The sequence below is a fragment of the Vibrio sp. STUT-A16 genome (assembly GCF_026000495.1).
GTDB classification, from domain to species: Bacteria; Pseudomonadota; Gammaproteobacteria; order Enterobacterales; family Vibrionaceae; genus Vibrio; species Vibrio diabolicus.
In genome coordinates, this window is the sequence record NZ_AP026766.1 from 1,578,984 (window position 1) to 1,605,143 (window position 26,160).

At 43.2% G+C, this 26,160-nt stretch carries 21 protein-coding genes and 1 tRNA gene; 11 read left to right on the plus strand and 11 right to left on the minus strand.

What is annotated here, in order from left to right; genetic code table 11:
• Positions 1–37 precede the first annotated feature (37 nt).
• The 7 genes from OO778_RS23765 to OO778_RS23795 all read right to left on the minus strand — a co-directional run bounded on the left by OO778_RS23765 (position 38) and on the right by OO778_RS23795 (position 7,556).
• Entirely contained in the window at positions 38–1,150 is a 1,113-nt protein-coding gene (locus tag OO778_RS23765; RefSeq protein WP_264911952.1) for a site-specific integrase, read from the minus strand.
• Between the two features lie 597 nt (positions 1,151–1,747).
• Entirely contained in the window at positions 1,748–3,913 is a 2,166-nt protein-coding gene (locus OO778_RS23770) for a hypothetical protein (RefSeq protein WP_069489846.1), read from the minus strand.
• Positions 3,910–5,130, minus strand: coding sequence for a hypothetical protein (locus OO778_RS23775; protein WP_069489847.1), 1,221 nt, complete (start codon positions 5,128–5,130; stop codon positions 3,910–3,912). Before OO778_RS23775 ends, OO778_RS23770 begins: the two co-directional genes overlap by 4 nt.
• 318 nt (positions 5,131–5,448) lie before the next feature.
• A complete protein-coding gene (locus tag OO778_RS23780) occupies positions 5,449–5,646 on the minus strand; it encodes a hypothetical protein (protein ID WP_069489848.1) in 198 nt (65 codons plus the stop codon).
• Positions 5,647–5,660: 14 nt separating this feature from the next.
• Positions 5,661–6,044 (minus strand): hypothetical protein, encoded by a 384-nt coding sequence (locus OO778_RS23785; RefSeq protein ID WP_114716753.1) that lies wholly within the window; start codon positions 6,042–6,044, stop codon positions 5,661–5,663.
• Complete coding sequence (locus OO778_RS23790; RefSeq protein WP_264911955.1) at positions 6,037–7,386, minus strand: tyrosine-type recombinase/integrase; 1,350 nt, start codon at positions 7,384–7,386, stop codon at positions 6,037–6,039. Before OO778_RS23790 ends, OO778_RS23785 begins: the two co-directional genes overlap by 8 nt.
• 79 nt (positions 7,387–7,465) lie before the next feature.
• Positions 7,466–7,556 (minus strand) — tRNA-Ser (locus OO778_RS23795).
• A 329-nt stretch (positions 7,557–7,885) separates the two neighbouring features.
• On the opposite strand from OO778_RS23795, the gene OO778_RS23800 reads away from it, so the two are divergent.
• Positions 7,886–8,566, plus strand: coding sequence for a MaoC family dehydratase (locus OO778_RS23800; RefSeq protein WP_258676770.1), 681 nt, complete (start codon positions 7,886–7,888; stop codon positions 8,564–8,566).
• A 59-nt stretch (positions 8,567–8,625) separates the two neighbouring features.
• On the opposite strand, the gene OO778_RS23805 is transcribed toward OO778_RS23800, so the two are convergent.
• Entirely contained in the window at positions 8,626–9,450 is an 825-nt protein-coding gene (locus tag OO778_RS23805) for a phosphate ABC transporter substrate-binding protein (RefSeq protein WP_005391035.1), read from the minus strand.
• 266 nt (positions 9,451–9,716) lie between these two features.
• On the opposite strand from OO778_RS23805, the gene OO778_RS23810 reads away from it, so the two are divergent.
• Positions 9,717–10,070, plus strand: a complete 354-nt coding sequence (locus OO778_RS23810) for a DUF3024 domain-containing protein (protein ID WP_104970115.1) — start codon at positions 9,717–9,719, stop codon at positions 10,068–10,070.
• 40 nt (positions 10,071–10,110) lie between these two features.
• On the opposite strand, the gene OO778_RS23815 is transcribed toward OO778_RS23810, so the two are convergent.
• Together OO778_RS23815 and rnb are read right to left on the minus strand one after the other, a co-directional pair.
• Positions 10,111–10,920, minus strand: coding sequence for an AraC family transcriptional regulator (locus OO778_RS23815; protein ID WP_256952332.1), 810 nt, complete (start codon positions 10,918–10,920; stop codon positions 10,111–10,113).
• A gap of 72 nt (positions 10,921–10,992) precedes the next feature.
• Positions 10,993–12,996 carry an exoribonuclease II gene (rnb, locus tag OO778_RS23820; RefSeq protein WP_046873665.1) on the minus strand — a complete coding sequence of 668 codons (2,004 nt, stop codon included), beginning with the start codon at positions 12,994–12,996 and terminating at the stop codon, positions 10,993–10,995.
• A 413-nt stretch (positions 12,997–13,409) separates the two neighbouring features.
• Here rnb and OO778_RS23825 point away from each other — a divergent pair, with 413 nt between their 5' ends.
• Entirely contained in the window at positions 13,410–15,344 is a 1,935-nt protein-coding gene (locus OO778_RS23825; protein ID WP_012842482.1) for a DEAD/DEAH box helicase, read from the plus strand.
• Positions 15,345–15,417: 73 nt separating this feature from the next.
• Here the strand turns inward: OO778_RS23825 and OO778_RS23830 are convergent, their stop codons facing one another.
• A complete protein-coding gene (locus OO778_RS23830) occupies positions 15,418–16,956 on the minus strand; it encodes a bifunctional diguanylate cyclase/phosphodiesterase (RefSeq protein ID WP_031780182.1) in 1,539 nt (512 codons plus the stop codon).
• 363 nt (positions 16,957–17,319) lie between these two features.
• On the opposite strand from OO778_RS23830, the gene OO778_RS23835 reads away from it, so the two are divergent.
• The 8 genes from OO778_RS23835 to OO778_RS23875 all read left to right on the plus strand — a co-directional run bounded on the left by OO778_RS23835 (position 17,320) and on the right by OO778_RS23875 (position 26,134).
• Positions 17,320–18,513, plus strand: coding sequence for an acetate/propionate family kinase (locus tag OO778_RS23835; protein WP_006742422.1), 1,194 nt, complete (start codon positions 17,320–17,322; stop codon positions 18,511–18,513).
• A gap of 355 nt (positions 18,514–18,868) precedes the next feature.
• On the plus strand, positions 18,869–20,182 hold the full coding sequence (locus tag OO778_RS25050) for a methyl-accepting chemotaxis protein (RefSeq protein ID WP_074190857.1): 1,314 nt from the start codon (positions 18,869–18,871) through the stop codon (positions 20,180–20,182).
• 236 nt (positions 20,183–20,418) lie between these two features.
• Positions 20,419–21,075 carry an ABC transporter permease gene (locus tag OO778_RS23850; RefSeq protein WP_031780180.1) on the plus strand — a complete coding sequence of 219 codons (657 nt, stop codon included), beginning with the start codon at positions 20,419–20,421 and terminating at the stop codon, positions 21,073–21,075.
• A gap of 24 nt (positions 21,076–21,099) precedes the next feature.
• Entirely contained in the window at positions 21,100–22,269 is a 1,170-nt protein-coding gene (locus OO778_RS23855; RefSeq protein WP_264911956.1) for an ABC transporter ATP-binding protein, read from the plus strand.
• Positions 22,266–23,000 (plus strand): ABC transporter permease, encoded by a 735-nt coding sequence (locus OO778_RS23860; protein ID WP_264911957.1) that lies wholly within the window; start codon positions 22,266–22,268, stop codon positions 22,998–23,000. Before OO778_RS23855 ends, OO778_RS23860 begins: the two co-directional genes overlap by 4 nt.
• Positions 23,001–23,035: 35 nt before the next feature.
• Positions 23,036–23,917, plus strand: coding sequence for a glycine betaine ABC transporter substrate-binding protein (locus tag OO778_RS23865; RefSeq protein ID WP_264911958.1), 882 nt, complete (start codon positions 23,036–23,038; stop codon positions 23,915–23,917).
• Positions 23,918–23,921: 4 nt separating this feature from the next.
• The gene (locus OO778_RS23870) at positions 23,922–24,758 is read left to right on the plus strand and encodes a nitrilase-related carbon-nitrogen hydrolase (protein ID WP_264911959.1); all 837 of its coding nucleotides are present in this window, start codon (positions 23,922–23,924) and stop codon (positions 24,756–24,758) included.
• A 14-nt stretch (positions 24,759–24,772) separates the two neighbouring features.
• Complete coding sequence (locus OO778_RS23875; RefSeq protein WP_264911960.1) at positions 24,773–26,134, plus strand: MmgE/PrpD family protein; 1,362 nt, start codon at positions 24,773–24,775, stop codon at positions 26,132–26,134.
• Positions 26,135–26,160 lie beyond the last annotated feature (26 nt).

Consider the following 26,160-nt stretch of genomic DNA (forward strand, 5'->3'; position numbering starts at 1 on the left):
TGTACGACTTTATGTTTGGTCTCAATGGTCACCGTGCTCATCTGTCGCTCTCCAGCATGCCTTCAAGAAGTTGAATGAGCTGTGGTTTGGACTGAAGTTTTTTCAACAACACTAACGAAGAGTGAGGAACAGCAGGTAAAGTCACTGTTGGCTTTATTTGCGGTAGGCCGAATATCTCCTGAAGGTGTTGCGCAGCCTCTCTTGCGTAGTTTGGTGAATCTTCACGAATCCATCGACCGTAGTGCTTGTCGATCATTGTTGTGCTTTTATGTCCCATTTGAACCGCGAGCCAGTCTTTGCTGATCCCCGCAGTTAGGCACTGGGAAGCAAATGTATGGCGTAGCTGACCAACACCTCTGTGAGCCACACCCGCTCGTTCTAGAAATTTGATGAAGAATCGCTCAGTGAATTCTTTAGCATCAGTAAAAGGTTGATTCGTTTTCGTATTTAGGAAAATGAAACTGACAGAGTCTTTCGTGAATGTTTTATTGTCACATTCAAGAATGTTGATTGTTTGTGGGTGGCGCTTTCCTGTAAGTTTCAGCTGCTCTTTCAATAGTTTTAAAGCAAGTGGATTTAAATCAACTTCACGTACAGAACCTTTAGTCTTCGGGCATTTATAAATGTTCAATACACAAGCGCGACGGACATAGAGCACTTCGCGTTCCCAGTTTATATCTTGCCAAGACAACGCTATCAGTTCACTGATACGAAGACCTGTCAGCAGATTCAGCATTACTGCATTCTGTCCCTGGGTGCAGACATCCTTGCACTCATGCATCCGTGCTAATTCCTTTTTTGTGAAAGGGTTTGGCTCAGGATCCACAGTTTTGAAGTTCTGTACGCCGTTCATTGGATTTCGTGCAATTACGCCATCACGTACCGCTTTCAAAGAAATGCGACGTAAGATTGTCAGATGTTCGTTGATGGTTTTGTTTCGAAAGCGCTCATGCCAACTTACCAGAAGCATATTAATCTGAGTGTGGCTAACGGCATTGATGGGGAATTCTCCCAATGCCTCGTTTATATTCTTTGCTCTGCTGAGGTCGGAGGCTAATGTCGAGGGAGCAGCACAATATTTTCTCTCTATGAGATATGCGTCGATGTAGTCTTTTACAGTTGGTGACTTTGTAGTTGTAATAGTTTTCATAATATTTTCCGTTTTTTATCGAATGCAAGTCATTCGTCAAAACGGAAGGTACGGCCAAAAACCACAGTCGTCAATGATGTAAGATATTGAAAATTAACAATAAAATATTTACTTTTGACATTGTTTATCTATACGTAGAAAGAATCGATATCGAATTTGAGATTATTTATCAAACCTATAGACATCGAGTTTATCGAGATTTTTTACCTAGAAAATTTTTTTAAAAAAATGATCTGATTGGTCAAAAAATAACCAGAATATTGGTTGGTAGGGGAAGGTTGTGGTGAGTAGCAATCTCTAAAATGCTAAGACGATTGGGTTTAGCTTAATGGACTGAAAGGCATGCTTGATGAACTTTAGTCACTTCCCGAAGAGTGAGCCAAAGTTTAGATATCATGGCGTATGGACTAGCTTTCCATTGCCCCAAATGAGTTTCAGATATGGTTCACAAAGTACGGTTCGTGTTTCACGAACTGAATATCTGAAAGGATTGTTGAAACCATAGTTAACGACTTGACATATGATACTTAAAGTAACGATGTCCAAGTCTAGACTGTTGTATGAGTTGTCTAGACTTGGAAAGGATATCTATGCCGTTTAATCTATTAGGTTTATTTGATTATCCAATCGCTTCAAAAGAAACTTGATGTCATTAGATACCCCTTCAAGTTCCAAATTTACGATTTCCTTAAGGTGGGTATTGAGCAATTTTAGCTGACCGCACCATAGCGCAAATAGAAACTCTAAAGAGGCTTCTCCTTGTGGGTTATCCCAATTTTGTAGGACAGAGACTATTATATCTGTCATTTGCCGACTGTAAATCTCATCGACGCCATAGTTAAGCTCAATAGGTCTAGCTGCTCGCAGCAAACAAGCTTGAATTACACCGTCGTTAAAGCGATCAAAACAGACTGGACTAATCAATGTTGAATGATATGTCGTAGCCAATCCATTGTCACTTTTACTCCTCAGGTCATGTAAGATAGCTTGGATAGTCCAATATACATCAGCTTGGCTAGATTCTTGTGTATCAAGTTCTAATCCAGCCCAAAAGGCAAAGGTTTCCCTCAATTTTAATGACTCACCGTTAGCTGATGTTAAAAATAAATCATTTGGAGAAACAGCGTCTAATATGTTCGTTCTTTCTGCCAACAAGTTAGGTAAGGGATCATGATGGTCTACATCTGATAACGGATCATCAGTATCACTAAAGGCGGAAAGATATTCTTTTTCTATGTCCCAAACGGATTTGTGGCTTTCGTTGAATCTAGGCAGGCTGCAACTTCGTAGTACGACTAGTTCAAATCCTCCCAAGCATAGATCTTTTTCAAGCTGCTCGAATGCCGCTTGGCTAGGCAATTTTGAGAACCCTACAAAGTAAGTGATTGTAGCGAGATTTGAAATTCCACGAAGCTTTCTTGCCGTAGCTAATAATTTCCTTCCTGATGTAATTGCACCAGCAACTACAAATATTGAACTACGATCTTTTAGCTCCTCCTCATTTATTTCAGAAAACTTAACCCAGTCAATACTATTATCATTAATTTGATTTTCAATCTCTTTGGCCAATGCCAGAGAACCATCATCATCTAATGAAATAACCGTTTTAACATCTCTAGAAAAGTGTTTATTAAGTTTCTTTTTTATTGATTTTTTGAAACTTTCCGCACTGGAAATAAGCAATTTATTTATATCAATATAAAAATGTTCCTTTTCCCAATCTTCATTAGGAGAAGTGTCAAATTTTAGTAAACCTTTAACTGCAAATTCCCTAAAGAAATTTTGACGCTTTAAATCAAAATCTACTTTTTTTATAACTAACAGTTCATGCTTAGGAGTCTCTGGGAGGAACTGTTCGCCTTCAATCCTAATAACTTTTGACCCTTGTTGACAGAACTTACAATGTTCTTGTGGGACCGAAATTATACCTTGATCAACAACATCCGAGATATTAAAAAGCCCTTTTTGTTCACTAGGAATATTTGAATAAAATAAAGTCAAGATATTTTCTTGTGAAAAAGCTGTATCTTTAAGCAAAGTATTGGTTAAACCACCACTTGTAGTTGCAGATATAATAACCAAACTATCAGGACTTGTTACAAAGCCGTATGGTTGCTCAAATACCGAATATGATTCAAAGCTTTCTATTATTGGTTGTTTATTTTTAAACTGCTTTGATAACTGTATAGCAATACTAACTAAGAAAGAAATTGATGAAGTGTCAACATATATTCTTGAAATGTTTTTGGATAAGTAAGGAAGTAAGCTAATTGCTAAAAAAGCGACTTCCACACCAGATGTAAATAAGTTTGATGCACGAATAAACTTGTCACAATGATCTCCTGATGGCTTTTCAAAGTGATAACTAGGAGAAGAGGTTATAAGACCTTTTCTACTCTTGAATATGTGATTGGCACCCGTCGTTAACATCTCTTTTTTAAACTGAACCTCTTCACTCTTACCTATTTCATGAATACTGCCATCTTCACCAATTGATAGGAAATCTAACTTTTCACTTATATTACCAATAAATGATTCAAATTCAGATACAAACAATGCGTTTTCAATGATTTTAGTTTTGAACTCTTCTGTCAAATCATAGCCAAGAACTACAACATCACTGGGTACTAAGTTCAACATTACATCTTCTTTTATCTCTTTAATCATTGATGATGCATCAATATCAAAGTGACAAAATAATACCAATGTTTGCTTTGATGAATTAGCTTTCTTATTGAACCTAAACGAAAAATAACGACTCATAGTGAATTACCTTCCAATTCCGTTTTGTCAACAAGTGGTATTAAGATAGTGATTGATACGCCTGCAGCGTTTGCTTTCTGAGTTATATTGTTATTGCATTTTTGTCTTGAATCCCAATCCATAAACTCGTAACTGTCATTTTCTTGCTCAATAAATGGTTGATTAACAAAGTCGCGATATAAGGATAACCTATTACTCCTCACTCTCATAAAACCATTTAAGAGGGTAAGATTTGCCATTACTGCTGGTAATCCATTACCTTTAACTAGATTGTTGGAAGAAGTACTTCTAAATTTGAAGCATTTTTTTAATATTTCGTACTCATTTGAAATAGTAAGTTGCTCAAAAGAACCATCTTTAGGGTTATCAGCAAGCCAACGACCGCTATATCCTAAACCAGCATCTATGATGCTAATCTCAATAAATCGATTTGTTGATCTAGAAGTTTTTCCTAACGCTGATAAGTAATCTTGCAATACTTCGTTATTACTAATTGAGTTTGCTACCGCATCGTCAGATAAGTTAATACCATATGTATAAATAACTCTAGTTGCGGGTTTTAACCATATATTTCTATTTTTACCTCGGCTACCATGTTCATGCGTATTGACGAATAATTCATAAAATAAACGTCCTAGCTCGTTAGCATCCTCTTTTCCTAGTAGTTCGCTACCTCCCGCGACAATGGACGATTTCCTTACCATAGAGCTAATTATATTTGTAATCTGCTCTAGGCTTTGCGGTGCAGCATGCTGTGTTGTGGAAGATAGATAAAAATTTCTATCAAATCCTTTACTACTATGATCAACAAAAGAATACCAACAAAGTCGTCCATGGTTTTGACCGTAAGAGTGAGTTGATTGTTGTTCTATTGCTGCTTTAGCTAAACTGTTAACTTTTTTCCTCACGTCCATTTTTTGATCGAAATTTAAAGAGACTTTTTTTGCCATCATTGCAGCAGTAAACTTATGTGGATATTTAACTATATGTTCCAGCTGTTCTTCGACTTCCAAAGAACTAGGTTTAACAATCAGTTCTCGTTTCTCATTATTGCTAGCCCACGTATTTACTGCCTGAATTGCCGCAGCGTATCCTCCAAATGCGAAACCCTTTGAAGAGATCGGTAGCTCTAACTCGGGATTACTTTGTCCTTCACATATTTTGGATATGACATCCTCTATTTTTTCTATATTAAGTGAAGCAGGCAGTGTGATCATACTTAATTTCCTTTATCTTCATGAGTCTGACTAATTGAAAATCAGCATTAACAACTCATCATGCTAACCATGCATTGAAAGGCATATTGTATAGTATTTAGTTGTTTTTTGGATATAGCATTTCTTAAAATAGACATGTTGGAACAACATAAACTACCTCTGCATATCAGATTCATATTGAAGTTAGTTTCAGCTTTACAGTTGCAAAAAAAAGTGCTGGAGGGCTGCGGTATCGGGCGTTAGACTCTTTTGCCTTTACCCAAAATCTCTTTAAAAGCGGCTCGTTACAGCCGCTTTTATCTAGGTTTAGAAACTTTGTTAGTTATAGTTAGTTGACTCAGTAGCTATGATTTTTAGAACTTCCGCTGCAATTCGTACAGCCTTTATGCCAGCAGGTATATCGAGTTTATCGGAATACTGAATCCATACCTCGCCGTCTTTCGCAATACGTATCATGGCAAATGTATCATTGAGATATGCTTTGTTGACGCCTAACTGTTCATGAATGTCTTCCATACTAAAGCTCCTTCCTAGCCTAGATTTATTGCAATAGAGTACGGTGTATTACGGCGGTCTATACTGAGTTGCATTTTGTTTTCAGCTAGAAACTGCATAAGAAATATAAGCTTATCTTCCCGCTCTATTTCTTGGGTATCAACCTCGTATCCCAGAGCTTCCTTCACTGAGTAGAAGGACTCAACACTTGAGTAAATTTGATCAATAAACAACGGATAATCGAAGATCGTTTTAGAAGAGTCACGCAGCAAAGCTGATCTGAGTCTATATACTGCCCTAATCTGTTCTATTGATATCCCGCAAGTTAACAGATTGAAAAAGTCATAGCTATTTGTAAACTCAGCATGTTCAATAGCTTCTAGAATCGCTTTAAGTTCAAAATTTGCGAGTTTACGCATACTTCACCTCCACTGCTGGAAATTTATTAACTGCTTCATGCAATTGGTGAATTTTCGCTTGTTTTCCGTATCGTCCGAAGGTGATGTTAGGATGAGCATGCCCAACGATTTCAGCCACTATGTGCTCTGGTATATCAGCAATCTTTAACTCATCGATAAAAGTATGTCGGAATGAGTATGCCGTTGGTCGCGCATTCGGCTTCATTCCAATTGCTGTTTGCAGCTTCCCTAAGTTAGTGCGATATCGAAATGACCAATCTTTGTTGTCTCCATGCGGCTTGTAATCAAAAAGCTGTTTTTGCTTTTGCTCTCGGCGTCCTTGCACATACTCAAGAAACCCTTCGTTTATCAATTGATTGTGCAAGGGGACAATACGCAAAGCATTGGAAGTTTTTACCCGTTGATCCGCTTCTGAGTCTGAAATAGTAATGCATGGGACACCTTCAATTATTTGAATGTCACTGGTCGTTAACTGGCAAACTTCGGAAGGGCGGCAACCGTGGTATAGCTGTATCTTGGTTGTCCAATTAAATTGAACTTCTTTTTTACGATATTCGGAACTAGAAAATAACTTTTTAAGCTCTTTTAACTGCCAGCGGTCACGCTGTTGTGATGCTTTAGCTACACGACTTTTCGGCGCTTTAATCGCTTTGAAGACATTTTTCTCAATGAGTTCAATTCGTTCACAGTAATCAAAGAACTGCTTATTGGCTGCAATGTATTCTTTTACTGTCTTTGCACTTAGTCCTTTTTCAATTAAGTGATCTCTGTAAGTGTTGGCAGCTTTCGCAGATAAGCAGATCTCCTGTTTGGCTAGATAGCTCAAGAAGTTAGTACACCGTTGATTTAATTGAGTTAGAGTCAAAGGCGTTACTTGTTCCAGACGTTTACTACGAATAAAGTTATTTAACTCTGTGGTAAGTTCTTGTGCTCCAATCAAACGACTGTTTACGCTTTCTTCAGGAGCAGGAGCAGGAGCAGGAGCAGGAGCAGGAGCAGGAGCAGGAGCAGGCATGGCTCGGGTCTCTATACTCATTGACGTACATTTTGACTGTGGGTTGTCTACATGCGGAAGATTAGAGCAGAACTGTTGGCGAATCTCCCCCACCTTTGTAGATAAGCTAATCTTAAAATCTGTATAAGGGATGTTTTCTGCTAAAGCTTGTTCATGTAGCGTGTGGATCGCACTAGCAAGCTGAGCATTTCGTTTGGTAGCTAATCGACGATATTTAGTGAAAAGAGAGAGACGAATCTCTCTCGGATAACCCAGAGAAGTTTGCAGAATAGCTGGAGTGGAAATACGTGTATAAAACACGTTATTGCTCAATTTAATCAAATACATATGTATCACCTACTTGTATTAGGTGACATTTGATCGTCTTAAAACGAGAAAAGCCCTTGATAAATCAAGGGCTTGAATGTGGCGGAGAGATAGGGATTTGAACCCTAGATACGCTATTAACGTATGCCGGTTTTCAAGACCGGTGCTTTCAACCACTCAGCCATCTCTCCGTTGCGGAACGTATAATAGGGAGCATAGTCCGACTTGTAAAGTGCTGAATTATAATAGAAGTACTGTTTGCTCGTTTTATAGTCGCTGATGTAATGTTAAACAGTTTGAAAATGGGGTAAAAAAGAGACAAATAGTAGCAATTTATAGAGTTTTTACTTTATATTGGCGCAAGTCAATAAAATGGTGTTTTATTGTTATCTTTATGATATTTAAGAAATAACTTGCTTTTAGGGTACAGGTGTTCGCCCGAAAGTATTTGCAAGACTTTGTGAACTAATTCAAAATTAACTGGTATAGCCAGTTGTGCTTAAATTTTTTAAGGGTGTTTATGAAGGTCACAAATCTATTTAAAGACAAAGTTGATGCGATTTCTGCTCATCAATCCGAGTTTATGAATTGGATGTCTCCAACGCTACGCGATTATTGGAGTGACTTTTTGGGAAAAGCTCAGAATAGCTTTCTTTTCTCAAAAGTTCGTGATCACCAACAGCCAGCTGTTAACGAAGAGGTTGCGCCTCAACCTGCACCAATCGTAATGGCATCTGAGGCTCAAAAGCTGTATGACGAGTTAAGTGAAAAAATTGGTGAGGTGATTCACACTGGTGACTGGGTGCATGTATCTCAAGAACGTATCAATCAATTTGGTGCGGTAACGGAAGACATGCAGTGGATTCACACAGATCCAGAACGCGCGTCAGTTGAATCTCCATTTAAGACAACCATCGCCCATGGTTTTTTAACATTAGCATTGTTGCCTAAATTGACTGACTCAGTGGACCCTGATAAGCCAATGTTCCCAACAGCCAAAATGGTCGTTAACTTAGGCTTAAACCAAGTTCGTTTCCCTTACCCTGTTAAAGCAGGAAACAATGTTCGTGCTGTCAGCACGTTAACAAAAGTAACGCCGATCAAAAAAGGTTTGGAGATCGAGCGTGAAATTAAAGTGGAAATCGAAGGTATTCGTCGACCTGGTGCTGTTGTCGTTTCTGTTATTCAACTGCATTTCTAATTCCAGAGCCAGATAGAAAACACATAAAAAGAGAGCATTAATATGCTCTCTTTTTGGTTTTATTGATTAAAGCTTTTTACTGGAGTGTAACCGTAATCAGCAATCGCTTTTTGTCCTTGTTCTGAGCGAAGGAAGGTGACGAACCCTTTACCTGGTTCGCTAATCTTATTGACTTTGTAGAGTACTAGGAATGGCCGCGCCAATTTATACTTGTGATTGCTAATGTTTGCCGAAGTTGGGTCAATACCATCTAATTGAATCGCTTTTATTGAGCGATCTACTGATCCCACAGAAATAAAACCAATTGCACGAGTATTATGGTTCACGATGGTTTTTACCATGCTGTTGCTATTTACAACCAAGTTGTTCGGGCTGATATCTGAGACGAGGCGATCATTTACGATTTTGGTTAGTCCTAGCAGACTTTCAAAACTGTAGCGTGAGCCTGAAGACGCCTCTCTAGTGACAACAGCGATAGGTTGATCTGCACCACCAACCTCTTTCCAATTCTTGATTTTACCTTTGTAGATATCAAATAGTTGTTGTTGAGAAAGGTTTTTTACAGAGTTTGTACGGTTTACAACAACAGCTAGGCCATCATAAGCGATAGGATATACGTTGAGATCTTCACCTTTTTCGCTTTCTGTCAGATAGCGAGAGCTCATCCCAATCTCGGCTACACCTTTATTAACCATTGTAATACCCGCACTAGAACCAATACCTTGAACTGCAATGTAATCGTCCGGGTGTGTTTTGTTGTATTCCTCTGCAAGTACATCCATTACGCGAGCAACCGAGGTTGACCCAGAGATATTAATTTCTTTTGCAATGGCGGGGAGGGAGACTGCTATGGCCAATAACGTCGCCACAGTAAAACGTAACATATTAAACTCCATATACGGTATAAAGCAGCGTTTATGATATTGCGTTCAGGTTACACTTTTGTGAACTGTCGGGTCTAAACAAGGGAATTCTTTCTAACCAAGAGGTGATGTAGGTAGCGTTTCCAAGCAAAGTGAGATGATAATCTGAGTAAATGAGAATATAGCCACCCTTTGTTTGAGGTAGGCAGATAATCACCATCGATGGTGGTGTAAAGGTTATATACTAGGATCGACAGCTCTAACTATCATCCATCGGGAGAACGTTGATGTCAGTGTCCCAAATGGCGACAAGTCGTTTATACAAATCAGTTCAATCGCTCTGCTCTGCGCGTAATGCTAACCTGCCTGTCGAGCAGGGTAAGTGCCTATATGAGCCAGTGGAGAATGGTGTCGAACTTCATAGAGCGCATTTCCTTCTTGATTCACAGCACAGCGAATATACCTCTCCCGTCGCGAAGATCGTGTTTGATGAGGGCAATCAGCTTTGGTATTTCTACGTCCCAACGTACCGCAACGAATTATTAAGGTGGATACCTTATAAGCCACTTCCATACAGCCAAACGCTTGAAGACCTACTCACCGAATTGGAAAGCGATCCTCAAGCGTGTTTTTGGGAATAGGGAACGCTCCAATTCTAACAGCTGCCAATGTCGCCATAATTTATGCTTTGGATTTAACGACTTGGTTTCTAAAGTCTTTCGGTGTCATGTTGTAAACCGATTTAAATGCGGTACTGAAATGCGCAGCACTTTTAAATCCGGATTCAAACGCTATTTCTGTTATAGATTTTTCTGACATGCGCAGCTGGGTTGCGGCGAAGTTGATCCGCTTCACTTTTAATATCTGTGAAAATGAAAGATCCTCTGCGGCGAGGCGGCGTTTTAAGGTCGCAATAGACATGCTCATATGAGCCGCTAAGCCTTCCAGAGTGATATCTTTCTCGATATTGTTCTCAATATACTTGATGGCCTTTTGAGAGTCGCTTAGGCTGCTTGCATCATCTATGATTGATAGGATGTTTGGCTCTACCTCCACCATTAACGACAGCAGTGCCATTGCGATATGACCTTGTGTGTAGTCTGGAGCATTGCGACTCGCTAAGTTGACCAATGTGTCTTTTAGTTGTGCTACTTCGCTGCTGGTTTGCGCTGAAAAAGGATAGAAGCGCCTTTCTTCCGTCTTGGAGCGTAGCATTGGGTGCGCTTTTTTAAAGTCACAGAATAGATTTGGGTTGAAGACTAGAGCCAGTGCTTTAAAGCCTTTTTCACTAGGGATGGCTTCTGCGCTGCTCAAATCAGCGGAGTTGTAGAGAGTAAAATCTCCTGCTTTAAGTTCAAACTGTTCACCATTTGGTTGATGAACTAATAGGGCACCTTCTTCAACAACATATAAGCCATTATGTGTTGCTGTGTAACGCTCACTTTTGCGCGCAGTGAAGTGATTAAAGCGAATGATCTCAATGTTCGGCATATTTGTTCTTATCATTTTTACATAACAAATAAAAAAGGCGCTCAATAGAGCGCCTTTTAACTTCATTCGGTATTATTCACTTACAGTCTGTTCTGCTTGTGCTGCTGGTTGTTCAGCAAATACCTGGGTTGGCTTTGCAACTAAACTGCGGTTCTCTTGGTTTACGTCCGCAAGGACAATTTCCAATGTATCACCAAGTTTGTATACGACCTCTTTATCGATAGAGATGGTACCGTTGTCGCCATTGCACTCAATTCTTTCTTTATTATCAAGAATTAGTGCACCAGGAATAAAGGCTGCTGCGCCATTTTCGAGAAGTCGGACACGTGCACCAGCACGATTAATATCGAAAATCTCACCTGTGAAACAAGTTTTCTTGTTCGGCTCATCAGCAAGCGTACGTGCATATAACCAATCTGAGACATTTCGCTCAGCAATTTTATGATGTTTACGGTGCAGAGCTAGTTCTTCACCGACTTGATCATCAGGTTTTTGCACTGGCTCTTTGCCTAGGATGACGGCCTTCAACATGCGATGGTTGATCATATCGCCGTACTTACGAATTGGTGATGTCCAAGTCGCATAGATATCCAGCCCCATAGCGTAATGAGGAAGAGGCTGATTACCTACTTCACTGTAGGCTTGGAACTTACGAATACGATTATCAAGGTAAGAGGTTTCTTGCGCAGCCAACCAGCGACGCAATGCAGCAAAGCCTTCTAGAGTGGTAATTGACTCCGCTGTGAATTCCAGTTCACCTTCTGGGTTGACAAGTTGAACCACTTCTTCAATCTTCTCAGTCTTAATGCCAGCGTGAGTATTGAAAACACCTGTTTCAAATTTATCGCGCAGTGTACGACCAGCACAGATGTTTGCGGTAATCATTGACTCTTCAACCAAGCGATTTGCACTGCGGCGCATATCTGCATGGATAGCAACCACATCGTTGTCTTCACTCAGCTCAAAACGGTAGTCAGGGCGGTCTGGGAAGACCACTGCGTTTTTCTCACGCCATTCTGCGCGAGCAAGAGAAAAGTCGTAAAGGTCACGAACGATCGTCGCGATCTCTTCAGATGGTTGCCATGCTTCTGAGCTGCCGTTTTCTAGCCAATCAGACACATGATCGTATGCTAGGCGTGCGTGTGACTTGATGTTTGCTGCAAAGAACTTGATATCGTCGCCAATTACGCCGTCTTTATTTACTGTTACGGTACAGCAAATAGCAGGGCGGATTTCGCCTTCAATCAGAGAGCATAGGTTGTCTGCTAGATCGCGAGGCAGCATTGGAATATTGCGGCCCGGAAGATAAATAGTATAGCCACGCTCACGTGCTACTTTATCCATTTCATCTTCTGGTGTGATGTAGGCGGTTGGATCTGCGATAGCGATAGTCAGTTCGAAATCGCCAGATTCGGTTTTCTTCGCGTACAGCGCATCGTCCATATCTTTGGTTGATTCACCGTCGATAGTCACGAAAGGAACGTGTGTCATGTCTACGCGTTCTAGATCGGCGTCGTCTTTTAGTTCCCAGTTCTCGATGCCTGCTGGCTCAGAGTTTGGTAGATCGTTTTGAGCAAGCGTTACCCACCAAGGTGCAATTTTGTCGTTCGCATCTGTGATTTTTTCAGAAATTTCTACGAAGAAAGAGTTATCGCCTTTTAGAGGGTGGCGAATAAGATGTGCGACAACCCAATCTCCCTCAGCGAACTCGTCAGGTTTTAGACCTTTCTTTAGTTTCGCTTTAAGAGAAAGCTTTTTAAGCTGCGGGTGATCAGGTGCTACGTTTAGCTTGCCTTTGAACATTTTGACTCGACCAATAAAGCGAGTCACGGCTTGTTCTAACAGCTCTTGTGGCTCAGCAACTTCGCGTTCATTTTCTGTGCGGATAATGGCGACTACTTTGTCACCGTGCATGCACTTTTTCATGTACGCAGGTGGGATGAAGAAGCTAGTCTTGCTGTCCACTTCCAAAAAGCCAAAGCCTTTATCTGTGGCTTTTATTGAGCCTTCTTTTTTCGGCAGGTTTTCTTGGATTTGCTGCTTAAGCTGAGCGAGTAGTGGGTTATCTTGAAACATCTTTTCTTAAATTACCTATGGAGTTGGGCACACTATAATCATTGCGAGCTATTATTACTACCTGTGGAGCGCAATTTCGCCGTGAATTTTGCTGATCGAATTGCAGGAAATCGGCTTAAATATTGATGAAAAACTCATCTGCGAGCTGCGCAAATCTACGGGGAATGGTGGGGCTGGTGGAAAAATATGCTAAAAATGCCATTATTGAGAATAAATTGTGATGTAATTCAATTTTTTCTGGCTTTTTTTATGCTTTTAAGGAATAATCCGCCTCCCTTAGTCGTCCCTAATGGCTTATCGCGGTTGTGTACTGTGCTGTGTTCCTGTCTGAATGGAATCAGTAACTGGATGAATCAGTATCGAATTGGAAGAGCATATGGGACTGTTTTTTTGTTTAATTAAGTAGGATCCCAATGCAAGATTCTGTTATTCAATTCAGCGATTTATCTCTGAATGATTCTATCCTTTCTGCTCTAGACGGAATGGGTTTCGTGTCACCAACTCCAATTCAGGCTGCGGCAATCCCACACCTGTTGGAAGGTGCTGACGCGCTGGGTAAAGCTCAAACAGGTACAGGTAAAACGGCAGCGTTCTCTCTGCCTCTTCTAAATAAGATCGATCTCAACCAACGTAAACCACAAGCTATCGTTCTTGCGCCAACGCGTGAGTTAGCGATTCAGGTTGCGGCTGAAATGAAAAACCTTGGTAAGAACATCAAGGGTCTTAAAGTTTTAGAGATTTACGGTGGTGCTTCTATCGTAGATCAGATGCGTGCTCTTAAGAGCGGTGCACAAGTTATTGTTGGTACTCCAGGTCGTGTACAAGACCTTATCAACCGTGAACGTCTACACCTAGATGAAGTAAACACGTTTGTACTAGACGAAGCTGACGAAATGCTAAACATGGGTTTCGTTGATGACGTTACTGCGATCATGGAACATGCACCAGAGTCCGCTCAACGCGTTCTATTCTCTGCAACAATGCCTCCGATGCTTAAGAAAATCGTTGAGCGTTTCCTACGTGAGCCTGTAATGGTTGACGTTGCTGGTAAGAACCACACTGTAGACAAAGTTCAACAGCAGTTCTGGGTAGTGAAGGGTGTAGAGAAAGATGAAGCGATGTCTCGTCTTCTTGAAACGGAAGAAACTGATGCATCAATCGTCTTCGTACGTACTCGTCAAGACACTGAGCGTCTAGCTGATTGGCTATCTGCACGTGGCTTTAAAGCGGCTGCTCTGCACGGTGACATTCCTCAGTCTCTACGTGAGCGTACTGTTGATCACATCAAACAAGGTGTTATCGACATCCTAGTTGCAACTGACGTTGTGGCACGTGGTCTTGATGTTCCACGTATTACGCACGTATTCAACTACGACATCCCATTCGATGTTGAGTCTTACATCCACCGTATCGGTCGTACTGGCCGTGCTGGACGTAAGGGTAAAGCTATCCTTCTAGTTCGCACTAACCAAATTCGTATGCTTCGCACTATCGAGCGTGTAACTAAGTCATCTATGGAAGAAATTCAACTTCCTCTACGTGACCAAGTTGCTGAAGCTCGTCTAGCTAAACTAGGCGCTGAGCTTGAAGCAGAGAAAGAGCACAAAGCTCTAGACAAATTTGCTGAGCTGGTAGAGAAACTACAAACTTCTCTAGACATCGACCCAGCAACGCTTGCTGCTATGCTTCTTAAGCGCCAGCAAGGTAAACGTCCTCTGTTCTACATTGGCGAAGATCCAATGGTTGAAGCGATTGAGCGTGATAAGCAACGCCGCAAAGAGCGCCGTGAAGGTGGTCGTGACGGCGGTCGTAACTTCAACAACCAAGATTGGGATACTTACCAGCTTCAAGTTGGTCGCGAGCAAGGTGTTCAAGTTAAAGACATCGTTGGTGCTCTAGCGAACGAACTAGGTCTAGGTAAAGGCTCTATCGGTGCGATCAAGCTAGCACAAGGCCACACATTCGTTCAGTTACCAAAAGCAATGACTTCTGAAGCTGCGGGCAAGCTAAGCAAACTACGCATCCGTCAACAAGATGTTGGTGCTGTAGTATGTGACTTCGATGACTTCCGAGAGTCTCGTGGTGGTCGCCGTGACGGTGGTCGTCGCGATGGCGGTCGTCGTGATGGCGGCGGTTACCGTGGCAACCGCGAAGGCGGCAACCGTGGTGGTGATCGTCGTGAAGGCGGTCGTCGCGAAGGTGGCTTCCGTGGTAACCGTGACGGCAACCGCGATGGTAACCGTGAAGGTGGCGAACGTCGCTTCGATCGTAACCGTGGTGGTGATCACCGTGGTAACCACCGTGGTGAGCGTGGTCACGGCCGTGGTCGTCGCACTCAAGAAGCATAATCACGAATCAGTGATTAGAGCAATTGATTAAATTGCCGTAAGAATTGAAAGCCGAGCGAAATGCTCGGCTTTTTTATGCGCGTCGAATACGGCTTTGTTTTTCATCGTGCTCATTTACCCAGGTTATTACTTCGTTTAAGGGTAGGGCTGGGCAGAACAAGTAGCCCTGAATGATGTCGCAGCCACGACTGCGTAAAAAATGCAGTGTATCCATGTCTTGAACGCCTTCTGCGACGACTGAATACCCTAGACCATGCGCTAACGCTATTGTGTTCTCAACGATAGAGCGGGTGCCCTCTGTCCGGCTTGCGGTACAAAGAAATGATCGGTCGATTTTAATTTGATCAACTGGGAGATCTCTCAAAAGCGACAGAGATGAATACCCGGTGCCAAAGTCGTCCAAGCTGATCTTAATACCCAATCCTTTGATTTGGTGAATTAGGGGGTTGAGCTCAACAACTCTATCAATCGCCATCGTTTCAGTAATCTCTAAGCTTATAAGGTCAGCAAATTGAGGGTTTACTTTGAGCAGTGTTTCCAAGCGGTTGAACAATAAATTAGACGAGAGATCTTTTGCAGATAAGTTAACGTGGACAGGAAGCTTGATGTCTTTTTCTATAAAGGTCTGGAGATCTTTTTCAACTTGGTTTAGGACCCACATGGTGATGTTGTGCACTTGATTACTTCGCTCCGCGATGGGGATGAAGTCGTTAGGCGAAATCGTTTTACCATTTTCATCATGCCAACGGATCACGGCTTCAAAGCCGACAGCTAAGTTAGTATGTGCGTCAATCAACGGTTGGTAGTATAGCTGGAACTCCTCTTTTTCCAGCGCACATTGAATACGAGAAGAGATTTCGAGCTGGTATTTGGCCCCGACGTTCATGTCCTCATTATAAAATGCAAAGAGATTGCCATTTCGTTTGGCGTGATACATGGCAATGTCCGCGTGCTTTATCAATAGATCATTGGACAGAGCGTCATAAGGGTAGGTACTGACACCGAAAACAACGCGGGAAGAGACTTGAAACTCATCTAAATGGAAGCGATTAGACAGTGCCGAATCTAACTCTTCGATGAGACTTTTGCCTGTTTCCTCGCATGCTGACGAGGTGAGGATGACAAATTCATCGCCACCAACGCGGAAAATTTTGTCACTGCCTTTAAGTTTCTCTTGGAGACGTTGCCCAATTTGAATCAGCAGTTGGTCTCCACAAAAGTGTCCCATAGCATCGTTGACTTGTTTAAAGTTAACGACATCGAAAAGGATCACTGAGAAAGGGTCTCCAGACTGTATTCTATCTTCGATTAACTCAAAGCAGTATTTACGGTTAGGGAGTCCAGTAAGTGCGTCGTGAACGGCATTACGCTTCTCTTTTTCAGCAACGGTATGAAGTTCCAGTATGGAGTCGTTGCTCCATTTGATAACCAGCACCACAAAAATGCTGCCACCGAATAAAATGAGAGAAACTCCGGTTTCCAAGAGGGAAGCGATAGGTTTTTGCATTATAGCGTGTAAAAAAGCGGCATACGCAAAAATGAAACAGCTGATTAACAACAATAGGAAAGTCCACCCGGGTACATCAGTTCTCGAGCAGATGTTTTTTGTCATCTGCCATCCCCAGCAGAGCAAAATCAAACCTAAGATCACTAATAGAAATGCAATAGTGGGCACATTATTACCCCGATTTATTGATTGGTTTATTATTTTTGTTCACCCAATAAACAACGTAGCTCATATCTCTGAATTTGTACAAATTGACCTATTCATAAATTATGTTTAACAAGTCATATTTTTTAGTCTTCAAATAAAATCAAAACTTGCTACAGATCAACAAAATTTGTTCAATCAAATCGCTTTTACTAAAAGATTGTTGAAAGATTAAAAAATTATTGAATAATAGAGGGGCAAACAAGAAGTACGCAGCGCACAAGCGCTATTACAACCTCTGCTCTACAACAGGATAACTATTTCATGTCTAATTCGTTTGTACTGGTGATCAACTCTGGTAGCTCTTCATTAAAATTTGCTGTTATTGATTCTGAAACCGGTGAAGCTTTGGTATCAGGTATTGGTGAGTGTTTTGGCCTACCTGAAGCTGAAATCAGTTGGAAATATCAGGGAGAAAAAACCGTTGAAGCAATTCCTGCTGGCGGTAACCATCATCAGTACGCTGTTGAGCGAGTGGTAAAACTACTCGAGACTTTGGGTTTGAGCTCAAAATTTGTAGCTGTAGGTCACCGCATTGTTGCTGGTGGCGAAACCTTTAAAGGCACAGTAAAAGTCGATGAAAAAGTTATTCAAGAAGTTGAGCGTCTTGCTGAGCTAGCGCCACTTCATAACAAAGCGAATGCAGAAGGCATGCGAGCAGCAATGGCAGCATTCCCTTCACTGCCTCAATTCGCTGTGTTTGATACTGCTTTCCACCAAACAATGCCTGCAAAAGCGTTTATGTACGCGCTTCCTTACGAGCTTTACGAAGAGCATAAAGTGCGTCGTTACGGTGCTCACGGCACAAGCCACTACTACGTAAGCCGTGAAGCAGCGAAAATGCTAGATAAACCGGTTGAAGAAAGCAGCTTTATCACCGTGCACTTAGGTAACGGTGCATCAGTGAGTGCGGTTAAAAATGGCGAATGTGTTGATACAAGTATGGGTTTGACGCCGCTAGCTGGCCTAATGATGGGCACTCGTTGTGGTGACCTCGACCCAAGTGTTATCGAGTTCCTTTTCCGTAAAGGTTGGGAAAAAGACGAAGTGTTCGAGATGATGAACAAGAAGTCAGGCTTCTTAGGTGTATCCGGTGTAACAAGTGACGCACGTGGTGTACTAGAAGCCATGGAAGCGGGTAACTCACGTGCGAAGTTGGCATTTGAAATCTTCACTTACCGTGTTGCGAAATACATTACTTCTTACCTAGCTGCTCTGGATTCATTAGACGGCATCATCTTCACTGGTGGTATTGGTGAAAACTCACTACCAATTCGTCGTGAAATCTTGAAAAACCTAAAACTGCTAGGTTTTGTTGAAGATGAGAAAGGCAACGAAGATGCAAGATTTGGCAACGCAGGTGTTATTGCAACATCTGAGTTGCTCGGTGCGAAAGCACTAGTTATTCCTACCAATGAAGAGTGGGTAATCGCTCAACAGTCGGTGGAACTGCTGTAAAACGGCAAAAATTTTTGGGAACTAAGTCAAAGCCCTTTCCTTTATGGAAAGGGCTTTTTTTGATCCAAATACATCCTTTCTCCATACAACTATCCGCATTAATACGGATCTCTAATAGCTGCCAATTGTCTTAATATTGATAAATATATAAACAATTTGGGCGGTGAAGAAATTTCAGTATACTGCGCTTAAGTCATACCAAAGAAAAATAGCCTTATGTCATGTAGGTGTCTCAGCTCGGAGACAGGAATTGCGTTTGAAGAACGATCAAACGAAATCGTATCTTTGCAGGCTATTGGGCATATAAATAATAAACCGTTGACTAGTTCGAAGATTAGTCAAATGAGAGAAAGTTATGTTTTTTAATAAGTCGCTTCAGCAAGAAAACCAACGATTAAAGCAGGATCTGCAACGCTTGCAGCAAATCCAACACAGTTTAGATGAAGAAATGCTTCGCTTAACGCTGGATAAGAAAGGCTGCATTACCTCTGTAAATACAAAACTTCACCAACAACTCTTTTTCGCTGATGCGGATATTTTAGCGAAACCGATTACCGAGTTGGTACCGTCAAATTCGCGCAATACAGAGCACTTTCATCGAATGAAGAGAGCCGTTCAAGACAAAGTATTTTGGAATGGCGCGATGCAAGTACTTAAAGGCAACGGCGAAGAAGCGTGGTTACGAACGGTTATCCAGCCTGTTTTAAACGAACATCAAGAAGTCGAAAGCTTTTTTGTGTTTGCTTCTGAGCTTACGCGAACGATCAAAGCATCGCGTGAGCAAGAGGACATGCTGAATGCGTTGAGCCGTTCTATGGCGGTTATTGAGTTCACGTTAGATGGTAATGTATTAAAGGCCAATGATAATTTCCTTAGTACGATGGGTTATACACTGGATCAAATTAAAGGGAAACATCATCGTATGTTCTGCGATCAGGAAGAGGCTGGTTCTGAAGCTTATCGCGAGTTCTGGCAACGTTTGGCAAAAGGACAGTTTGCTTCAGACCGATTTAAGCGAGTTAACCGTTACGGTGAAGAGGTATGGTTAGAAGCCTCCTATAATCCTATCCATAACGATAGAGGAGAGCTCTACAAGGTCGTCAAGTTCGCGACCGACATCACCCAGCAGGTGATGCAAGAGCAGCAAATGGCTCAGGCTGCGCAATTGGCTAATGAAGTTTCTCAAGAGACCGGAACACAAACACTGCAAGGTCAGCAAGTGATAGGTTCGACGCTAGAAAAGGTGCAAACACTGTCTGACCAGATGCAGCAAGCGAATACGGCCATTGACGAGCTCAAAGCGCACTCATCACGCATTAGTGAACTGGTTAATAGCATCAGTGGTATTGCAGACCAAACTAACTTACTAGCGTTAAATGCGGCGATAGAAGCAGCTCGCGCGGGTGAGCATGGTAGAGGCTTTGCCGTGGTGGCTGACGAGGTCAGACAGCTTGCCACAAGAACCAATGCGACCACGGATGAAATTGTCTCAATGGTAACTGAAAACTTAGAGCGAACCGATAATGCTGTCCAACTGATCGCCAAGTGCCAAAAAGAAGCACTAGATACGCTAGAGCTTTCAGAAAAAGCGGGGAATGTGATGAACGAAATACAAGATGGCGCTAGCCGTGTCGTAGAGGCTGTGGAGCAATTTAACCGCTCATTGTAGTTGGTTCTTCATGCTATCAATGGCTTTTTTCAGTTCCGATATAATCAACTTGTTTACTACTGCTGCTCATCGCCAACAAAGCGCTTTTTTTGGTGATGAGAAAGCTAATTATTTTCCCCCTTAATATTTCGTATTTCTATCTTAACGTGTCGCTATTTTACAACACTGTTAATAAAAAGTAGCGTAATTTAATCTCCTGTTAACTTGGTTGCGAATCACAGTTGGGGGAGACCTACTTGGACTTACTAAATTTCACCATAGATAACTTAGCGCTGCTAGGTACGCTTACCATGGAGCACATCTCTTTGGTCGCTCTGGCTGTTGGGCTTGCCATCCTAACTGGCGTACCTATCGGCATTCTTATCACACAAAATGAGCGCGTTGCGAAAGTGGTGCTTTACGTAGCGTCCATCATTATCACCATTCCTTCAATCGCACTGTTTGGTTTGATGATTCCTCTCTTATCGACCATTGGTCATGGGATTGGCTACGTGCCCGCCGTGATTACCGTACTGCTTTATTCTCAGCTGCCTATTATTCGCAACACTTATACCGCCATTCACAACGTAGAACCGTCACTCCGAGAGGCAGCTCGCGGCATCGGGATGACGCCTTTTCAGCGTTTGAAAATGGTGGAAATTCCATTGGCGATTCCGGTGATTATGGCGGGTGTGAGAACGGCAGTAGTAATGAATATTGGCGTTATGGCGATTGCCGCGTATATCGGAGCAGGAGGGCTAGGCGTGTTTATCAGCCGCGGCATCTCGCAAAGTGATCCTCGACAACTGATCGTTGGTGCCATCGCCGTCAGCCTTCTGGCTATCATCGCGGATTATGGATTGATTCGACTACAAAAAAGATTAACGCCACCGGGCCTGACTGCAGCTCGATAAAGGACAAATAATAGGGACATTAAAATGATCAAAATTGACAAGCTAACCAAAATTTTTGAAACGCCTAATGGCCCGGTGACTGCCGCAGATCACATTGAGATGGAAGTTCCCAGTGGTGAAATATGTGTGTTACTTGGCCCGTCCGGTTGTGGCAAAACCACCACGCTGAAAATGGTCAACCGAATTATTCCCGCGACATCGGGCAAGATCTATCTTGGTGGTGAAGATACTTCTGGGATGGATACGGTCACTCTGCGCCGCAACATTGGCTATGTTATTCAGCAAATTGGCTTATTTCCCAACATGACGATCGGCGAAAACATCGCGGTGGTTCCCAAGTTATTAGGGTGGGATAAGGCAAGGTACATGACGCGTGCAAAAGAGCTATTGGAGATGGTGGCTCTTGATCCTAGTGTCTTCCTTAATCGTTATCCAAATGAGTTGTCTGGCGGACAGCAGCAACGAATTGGAGTTGCTCGAGCGCTAGCTGCGGATCCTCCCGTCATGCTGATGGACGAACCATTTGGCGCGATTGACCCGATCAACCGTGAAGTAATTCAGGATGAGTTCCTTAAAATGCAGCAAGAGCTCAACAAGACCATCATGTTTGTCAGTCATGACATTGATGAAGCGGTCAAAATGGCCGATAGAATTGCGATTTTCCGTGATGGTCACCTGGTTCAGTACGATACGCCTGACGATTTGCTCGCACACCCGAAAGATGATTTCGTGAAAAACTTTGTCGGAGATGATCGCGCACTTAAACGTCTTCGCTTAGTGACGGCTGAGTCCGTCATGCAGACCACTTTTGCGTACGTGAAACCTAACGATACGCTTGCCGACGCTCTAACCAAAATTGACGCGTATGGGTATCGCGACGCCGTGATATTAGTGAATGACCAACACCAACCTATCGGTTATGTGCCCAAAGCTACCGCAATCAATATGAAGGGGTACTGCGGCGAACATTATGTCGGCCTGAAAACAATCGCCCGAACCACGGATGATCTGCGTAAAGTCGCGTCGAAGATGTTCACGCACGACATTGTTTGGATGCCGTGTGTTGACGAGAACGGCTGCTTAGTGGGCGAAGTCACACAGCGCGGCATTACCCATTATCTAGGCGCAACTTATCAGCGCGATACCTCTCCTAGTCAGCCGCAGCCATTGCATCAGGCTAAGGAGGCATCGTGACCAATCAGCTAAAACAAACCTACTATTTCATTTTATTGGCGTGTGTCTTTGCGTTGGGTATTTATTTACAAGGCGTGGGCACGATCGATGATTTTCTTTACTACCAAGAAGACATTGTTTATTTGACGGTTCAGCACATTGAACTGGTGCTGCTATCTGGTGGATTGGCGATCCTAATCGCGATTCCCGTCGGCGTATTGCTCAGCCGTCCTCGTTTTCAGAAAGTCGCAGAATCGGCGATGCAGGTTTTGAATGTGGGGACCACGATTCCTACTTTAGCCATTCTCGCGCTGGCAATAAGCTTTCTTGGCATTGGCACCGTGCCTGCGGTATTTGGACTGACGATTGCCTCGTTGTTGCCGATTGTCAGAAACACCTACATTGGACTGAAAGAAGTGCCCGCTCATTTAAAAGAAGCGGCGTCAGGCATTGGTATGACCGAGTTACAAATGTTGTTTCAGGTTGAAATTCCTAATGCGCTGTTCGTCATTTTTGCCGGTATCCGCACGGCGTTAGCTGTCAACGTGGGTACCGTTCCACTGGCCTTCTTAATTGGTGGCGGTGGGTTAGGGGAGCTCATTTTTACCGGTATTGATCTGGATGAACCCATCATGATGCTGGCAGGCGCTATTCCTACAGCGATGCTGGCTATCGCTATCGACAGTGTGGTAGGAGCCGTTTCCTATGTCACTGTACCTAAAGGCTGTAACCCTATTAGAGCTAGACAATAACAATCCTAAAAATTGAACACAGACAGGAGTCAAACATGTTGAAGCAAATTACTCGCCGCTTGCTGGCCGTTGGTGTACTGCTTTCAAGTTTTCACGCATCTGCGGAAATCGTCGTAGGTGGTAAAAACTTTACAGAACAACAGCTTTTAACGGAGATCACGTCTCAATATTTAACCAAAAAAGGCTACGACGTTGATAAACGTTCGGGCATGGGCAGTGCGGTTTTGCGTAAAGCGCAAGAAAACGGCCAGATTGATCTTTATTGGGAATACACGGGCACATCACTGATCATTTACAACAAAGTCAAAGATAAGCTCCCAGCAGAGCAAGTGTACCAACGCGTTAAGGAACTGGATGCCAAGAAAGGCCTAGTGTGGCTTAACCCTTCAAAAGCGAACAACACCTACGCGCTCGCTATGCGCAGTGACGATGCGAAACAACGTGGCATCTCAACCCTGTCCGACTTTGCCGAGCAAATGCGCCAAGAGCCGCCAATGACCATTGCTTTGAATGCAGAGTTTTATGCTCGAAAAGATGGCTTCCGACCTTTACAGAAAACCTACAAATTCAAAGCTTCACGAGATCAAGTGAAACGTATGGATACGGGGTTAACTTATGATGCGCTGAGAGGGAAAGAAGTCGATGCTGCGCTCGTATTTGCAACAGATGGTCGTATCAAAGCATTCGGTTTTACCGTTTTAACGGATGACAAACAGTTCTTCCCTGATTACGCGATCACTCCTGTCGTTCGTCAAGAAACGCTAGATGCGAACCCAGAGCTTGCCGAGCAAATGAACGCGCTTTCTGCGGCGATCGATGGCGATACGATGTCGACATTGAATCAACAAGTTGATGTGGAGCGACGTTCGATCTCAGAAGTCGCAAGCCAGTTCCTATCTGAGCATAACTTGGGGTAATACCATGACTATCCTGCAAGTCAGTGTGGCCCAAATCAACGCCCAGTTAGGCGATGTGAATGCCAATCTGAATACTCATCAGGATTACATAAAGCAAGCTGCGGCGTTGGGGTCGCAGCTATTGCTGTTTCCTGAACTCTCCTTGATCGGATACCAGCTCCAATCCTCAGTGCGTGAAGTTGCCATGAAGCGTGATGATGCTCGGCTTAAAGAGCTTGCGCAACTTGCGCCGCACATGTCCGTAATTGTCGGCTTTGTGGAACAGGCCGCGCCGGGAGAGTACTACAACGCGATGGCTTGGTTGCTCGGTGGTACGGTGGTTGCTGTGCATCGCAAAATCAATTTACCAACCTATGGTGGGCTTGAAGAGGGCAAGTGGTTTCATTCGGGAGATGCCACCACCAGTGTTTGTCTTGATGATAATTGGCGAGGCTCGGTTTTAATTTGTGCCGATTTATGGAATCCACCTTTGGTTCATTGCGCATTACTCGATAAGCCTGAAATCTTGCTTGCGCCGATTAACTCGGCCAGCAGTATTGTCAGTAAAGATTTTTCCAATGAAGACAACTGGTTAGTTAACGTTAAATTCTATGCGGTGCTCTACGGAACCCCAGTTTTGATGGCCAATCGTTACGGGCCAGAGGGCGAAGCGTGGTTTTGGGGAGGAAGCTGTATTTTGTCTGCAACGGGTGAGCTCTTGGCGCAGGCAGAAGACAGTGAAACCTTGATAACTGCAACCTTGTCATTGGACGATATTGATAAAGCCAGATTCGAGCTGCCTACCATGCGAGACAGCAATACACCATTGATCACAACACTATTGTCGAAGGCAAAACGCTAAAACTGGAGCAGTAGATGATGCAATCTATTCATCGATTTATTCACGAATTAACCTTTGAACAGCTTCCTGCTGACGTTATTGAACAAGCGAAATATTGCGTCTTGGATTTGTTAGGTGTCGCCGCAGCTGGTAAAGCGACGCAGCTGCAAAACATGGTAGCCAAACTCGCGCAGAAGCAGTTTGCCGGTGATACGCCGATGCTGTTTTCTGATCACACGGCCAGTGGTTGTGGGGCAACTCTATATGGCGGCATGTTGATTGACAGTATGGACGCGCACGACGGCCAAGTCCTGACGAAAGGCCATGTTGGCGTCGCTGTTTTGCCGGGGCTGCTCGCCAGTATGCATGAGTCAGCAGTTACGGGAGAAGAGTTATTAACGTCCCTCGTCATTGGCTACGAAATAGCAACTCGCGCCGGAATCGCGCTGCATCAAACCGCTTGTGATTATCATACTTCTGGTGCTTGGAATGCGTTGGGCGTCGCTGCGGTGTCTGCAAGAAGAAAAGACTTAACGGATGCACAAACAGAGCATGCGCTCGGCATTGCTGAGTTTTATGGTCCACGCAGCCAAATGATGCGTTGTATTGAACATCCAACCATGCTCAAAGACGGCTCTGGCTGGGGAGCAATGGCGGGCTTTGCCAGTGCAGAGCTGGCAGAAGAAGGATTTACTGGCGCGCCAGCCGTGACTCTGCTGGACCAACAAACTCACGCTTTGTGGGCAGATTTAGGGCAGCGCTGGTATATTCTGGAGCAATACTTTAAACCGTATCCGGTTTGTCGTTGGGCTCAACCTGCGGTTGAAGCGGTGAGAGCACTGCAACAAGAAAATAAACTAAAACCTGATGAGATTGAACTTATCGAAGTTCACAGCTTTCACCAGGCGGTGTGCCTGCATACCAAGCGCCCTGAGACAACCGAGCAGGCTCAGTACAGTTTGCCATTTTCAGTCGCGAGTGCGGTCATGGATAATACGGTCACGGTAGAAGCCGTTACCAAAGGACTGAAAGATCCTGCTCGCTTGGCAATTACGGAGCGGATGAAGTTAATTGAAGAGCCTGCTTACAATGATAAGTTTCCAGCCGAACGCTGGGCGCATGTCGTGGTGACGTTGAAAAATGGCGACAAACTGACGTCGTCTCCCTGTATTGCGCGAGGTAATCCTGAAAATCCTCTCAGTCGAGACGAGATGCAAGGTAAGTTTCGCACTTTGGCAGAGAAAGAATTGTCCGCTTCGCGCGTGTCAGCGATAGAAGAGGGCTGTTTGCAACTTGATAAAGCCAGTAAAGAGCAGGTACTTGCTTGGCTATCACTGCTTTACCAAGGCACTTTGTCTGATAAGCCATCTGACACGTCGCCTAGCAAGTCACTATGAGATCGAACTTCTTTTCTCTTACTCAA

Coding starts and splice junctions, on each gene's coding strand:
- OO778_RS23855 (WP_264911956.1), top strand. CDS start 21,100: ATGATCAAAATTGACAAGCTAACCAAAATTTTTGAAACGCCTAATGGC.
- OO778_RS25050 (WP_074190857.1), top strand. CDS start 18,869: ATGTTTTTTAATAAGTCGCTTCAGCAAGAAAACCAACGATTAAAGCAG.
- OO778_RS23865 (WP_264911958.1), top strand. CDS start 23,036: ATGTTGAAGCAAATTACTCGCCGCTTGCTGGCCGTTGGTGTACTGCTT.
- OO778_RS23875 (WP_264911960.1), top strand. CDS start 24,773: ATGATGCAATCTATTCATCGATTTATTCACGAATTAACCTTTGAACAG.
- rnb (WP_046873665.1), bottom strand. CDS start 12,996: ATGTTTCAAGATAACCCACTACTCGCTCAGCTTAAGCAGCAAATCCAA.
- OO778_RS23870 (WP_264911959.1), top strand. CDS start 23,922: ATGACTATCCTGCAAGTCAGTGTGGCCCAAATCAACGCCCAGTTAGGC.
- OO778_RS23765 (WP_264911952.1), bottom strand. CDS start 1,150: ATGAAAACTATTACAACTACAAAGTCACCAACTGTAAAAGACTACATC.
- OO778_RS23805 (WP_005391035.1), bottom strand. CDS start 9,450: ATGTTACGTTTTACTGTGGCGACGTTATTGGCCATAGCAGTCTCCCTC.
- OO778_RS23815 (WP_256952332.1), bottom strand. CDS start 10,920: ATGCCGAACATTGAGATCATTCGCTTTAATCACTTCACTGCGCGCAAA.
- OO778_RS23810 (WP_104970115.1), top strand. CDS start 9,717: ATGTCAGTGTCCCAAATGGCGACAAGTCGTTTATACAAATCAGTTCAA.
- OO778_RS23830 (WP_031780182.1), bottom strand. CDS start 16,956: ATGACAAAAAACATCTGCTCGAGAACTGATGTACCCGGGTGGACTTTC.
- OO778_RS23800 (WP_258676770.1), top strand. CDS start 7,886: ATGAAGGTCACAAATCTATTTAAAGACAAAGTTGATGCGATTTCTGCT.
- OO778_RS23770 (WP_069489846.1), bottom strand. CDS start 3,913: ATGAGTCGTTATTTTTCGTTTAGGTTCAATAAGAAAGCTAATTCATCA.
- OO778_RS23835 (WP_006742422.1), top strand. CDS start 17,320: ATGTCTAATTCGTTTGTACTGGTGATCAACTCTGGTAGCTCTTCATTA.
- OO778_RS23775 (WP_069489847.1), bottom strand. CDS start 5,130: ATGATCACACTGCCTGCTTCACTTAATATAGAAAAAATAGAGGATGTC.
- OO778_RS23780 (WP_069489848.1), bottom strand. CDS start 5,646: ATGGAAGACATTCATGAACAGTTAGGCGTCAACAAAGCATATCTCAAT.
- OO778_RS23825 (WP_012842482.1), top strand. CDS start 13,410: ATGCAAGATTCTGTTATTCAATTCAGCGATTTATCTCTGAATGATTCT.
- OO778_RS23785 (WP_114716753.1), bottom strand. CDS start 6,044: ATGCGTAAACTCGCAAATTTTGAACTTAAAGCGATTCTAGAAGCTATT.
- OO778_RS23790 (WP_264911955.1), bottom strand. CDS start 7,386: ATGTATTTGATTAAATTGAGCAATAACGTGTTTTATACACGTATTTCC.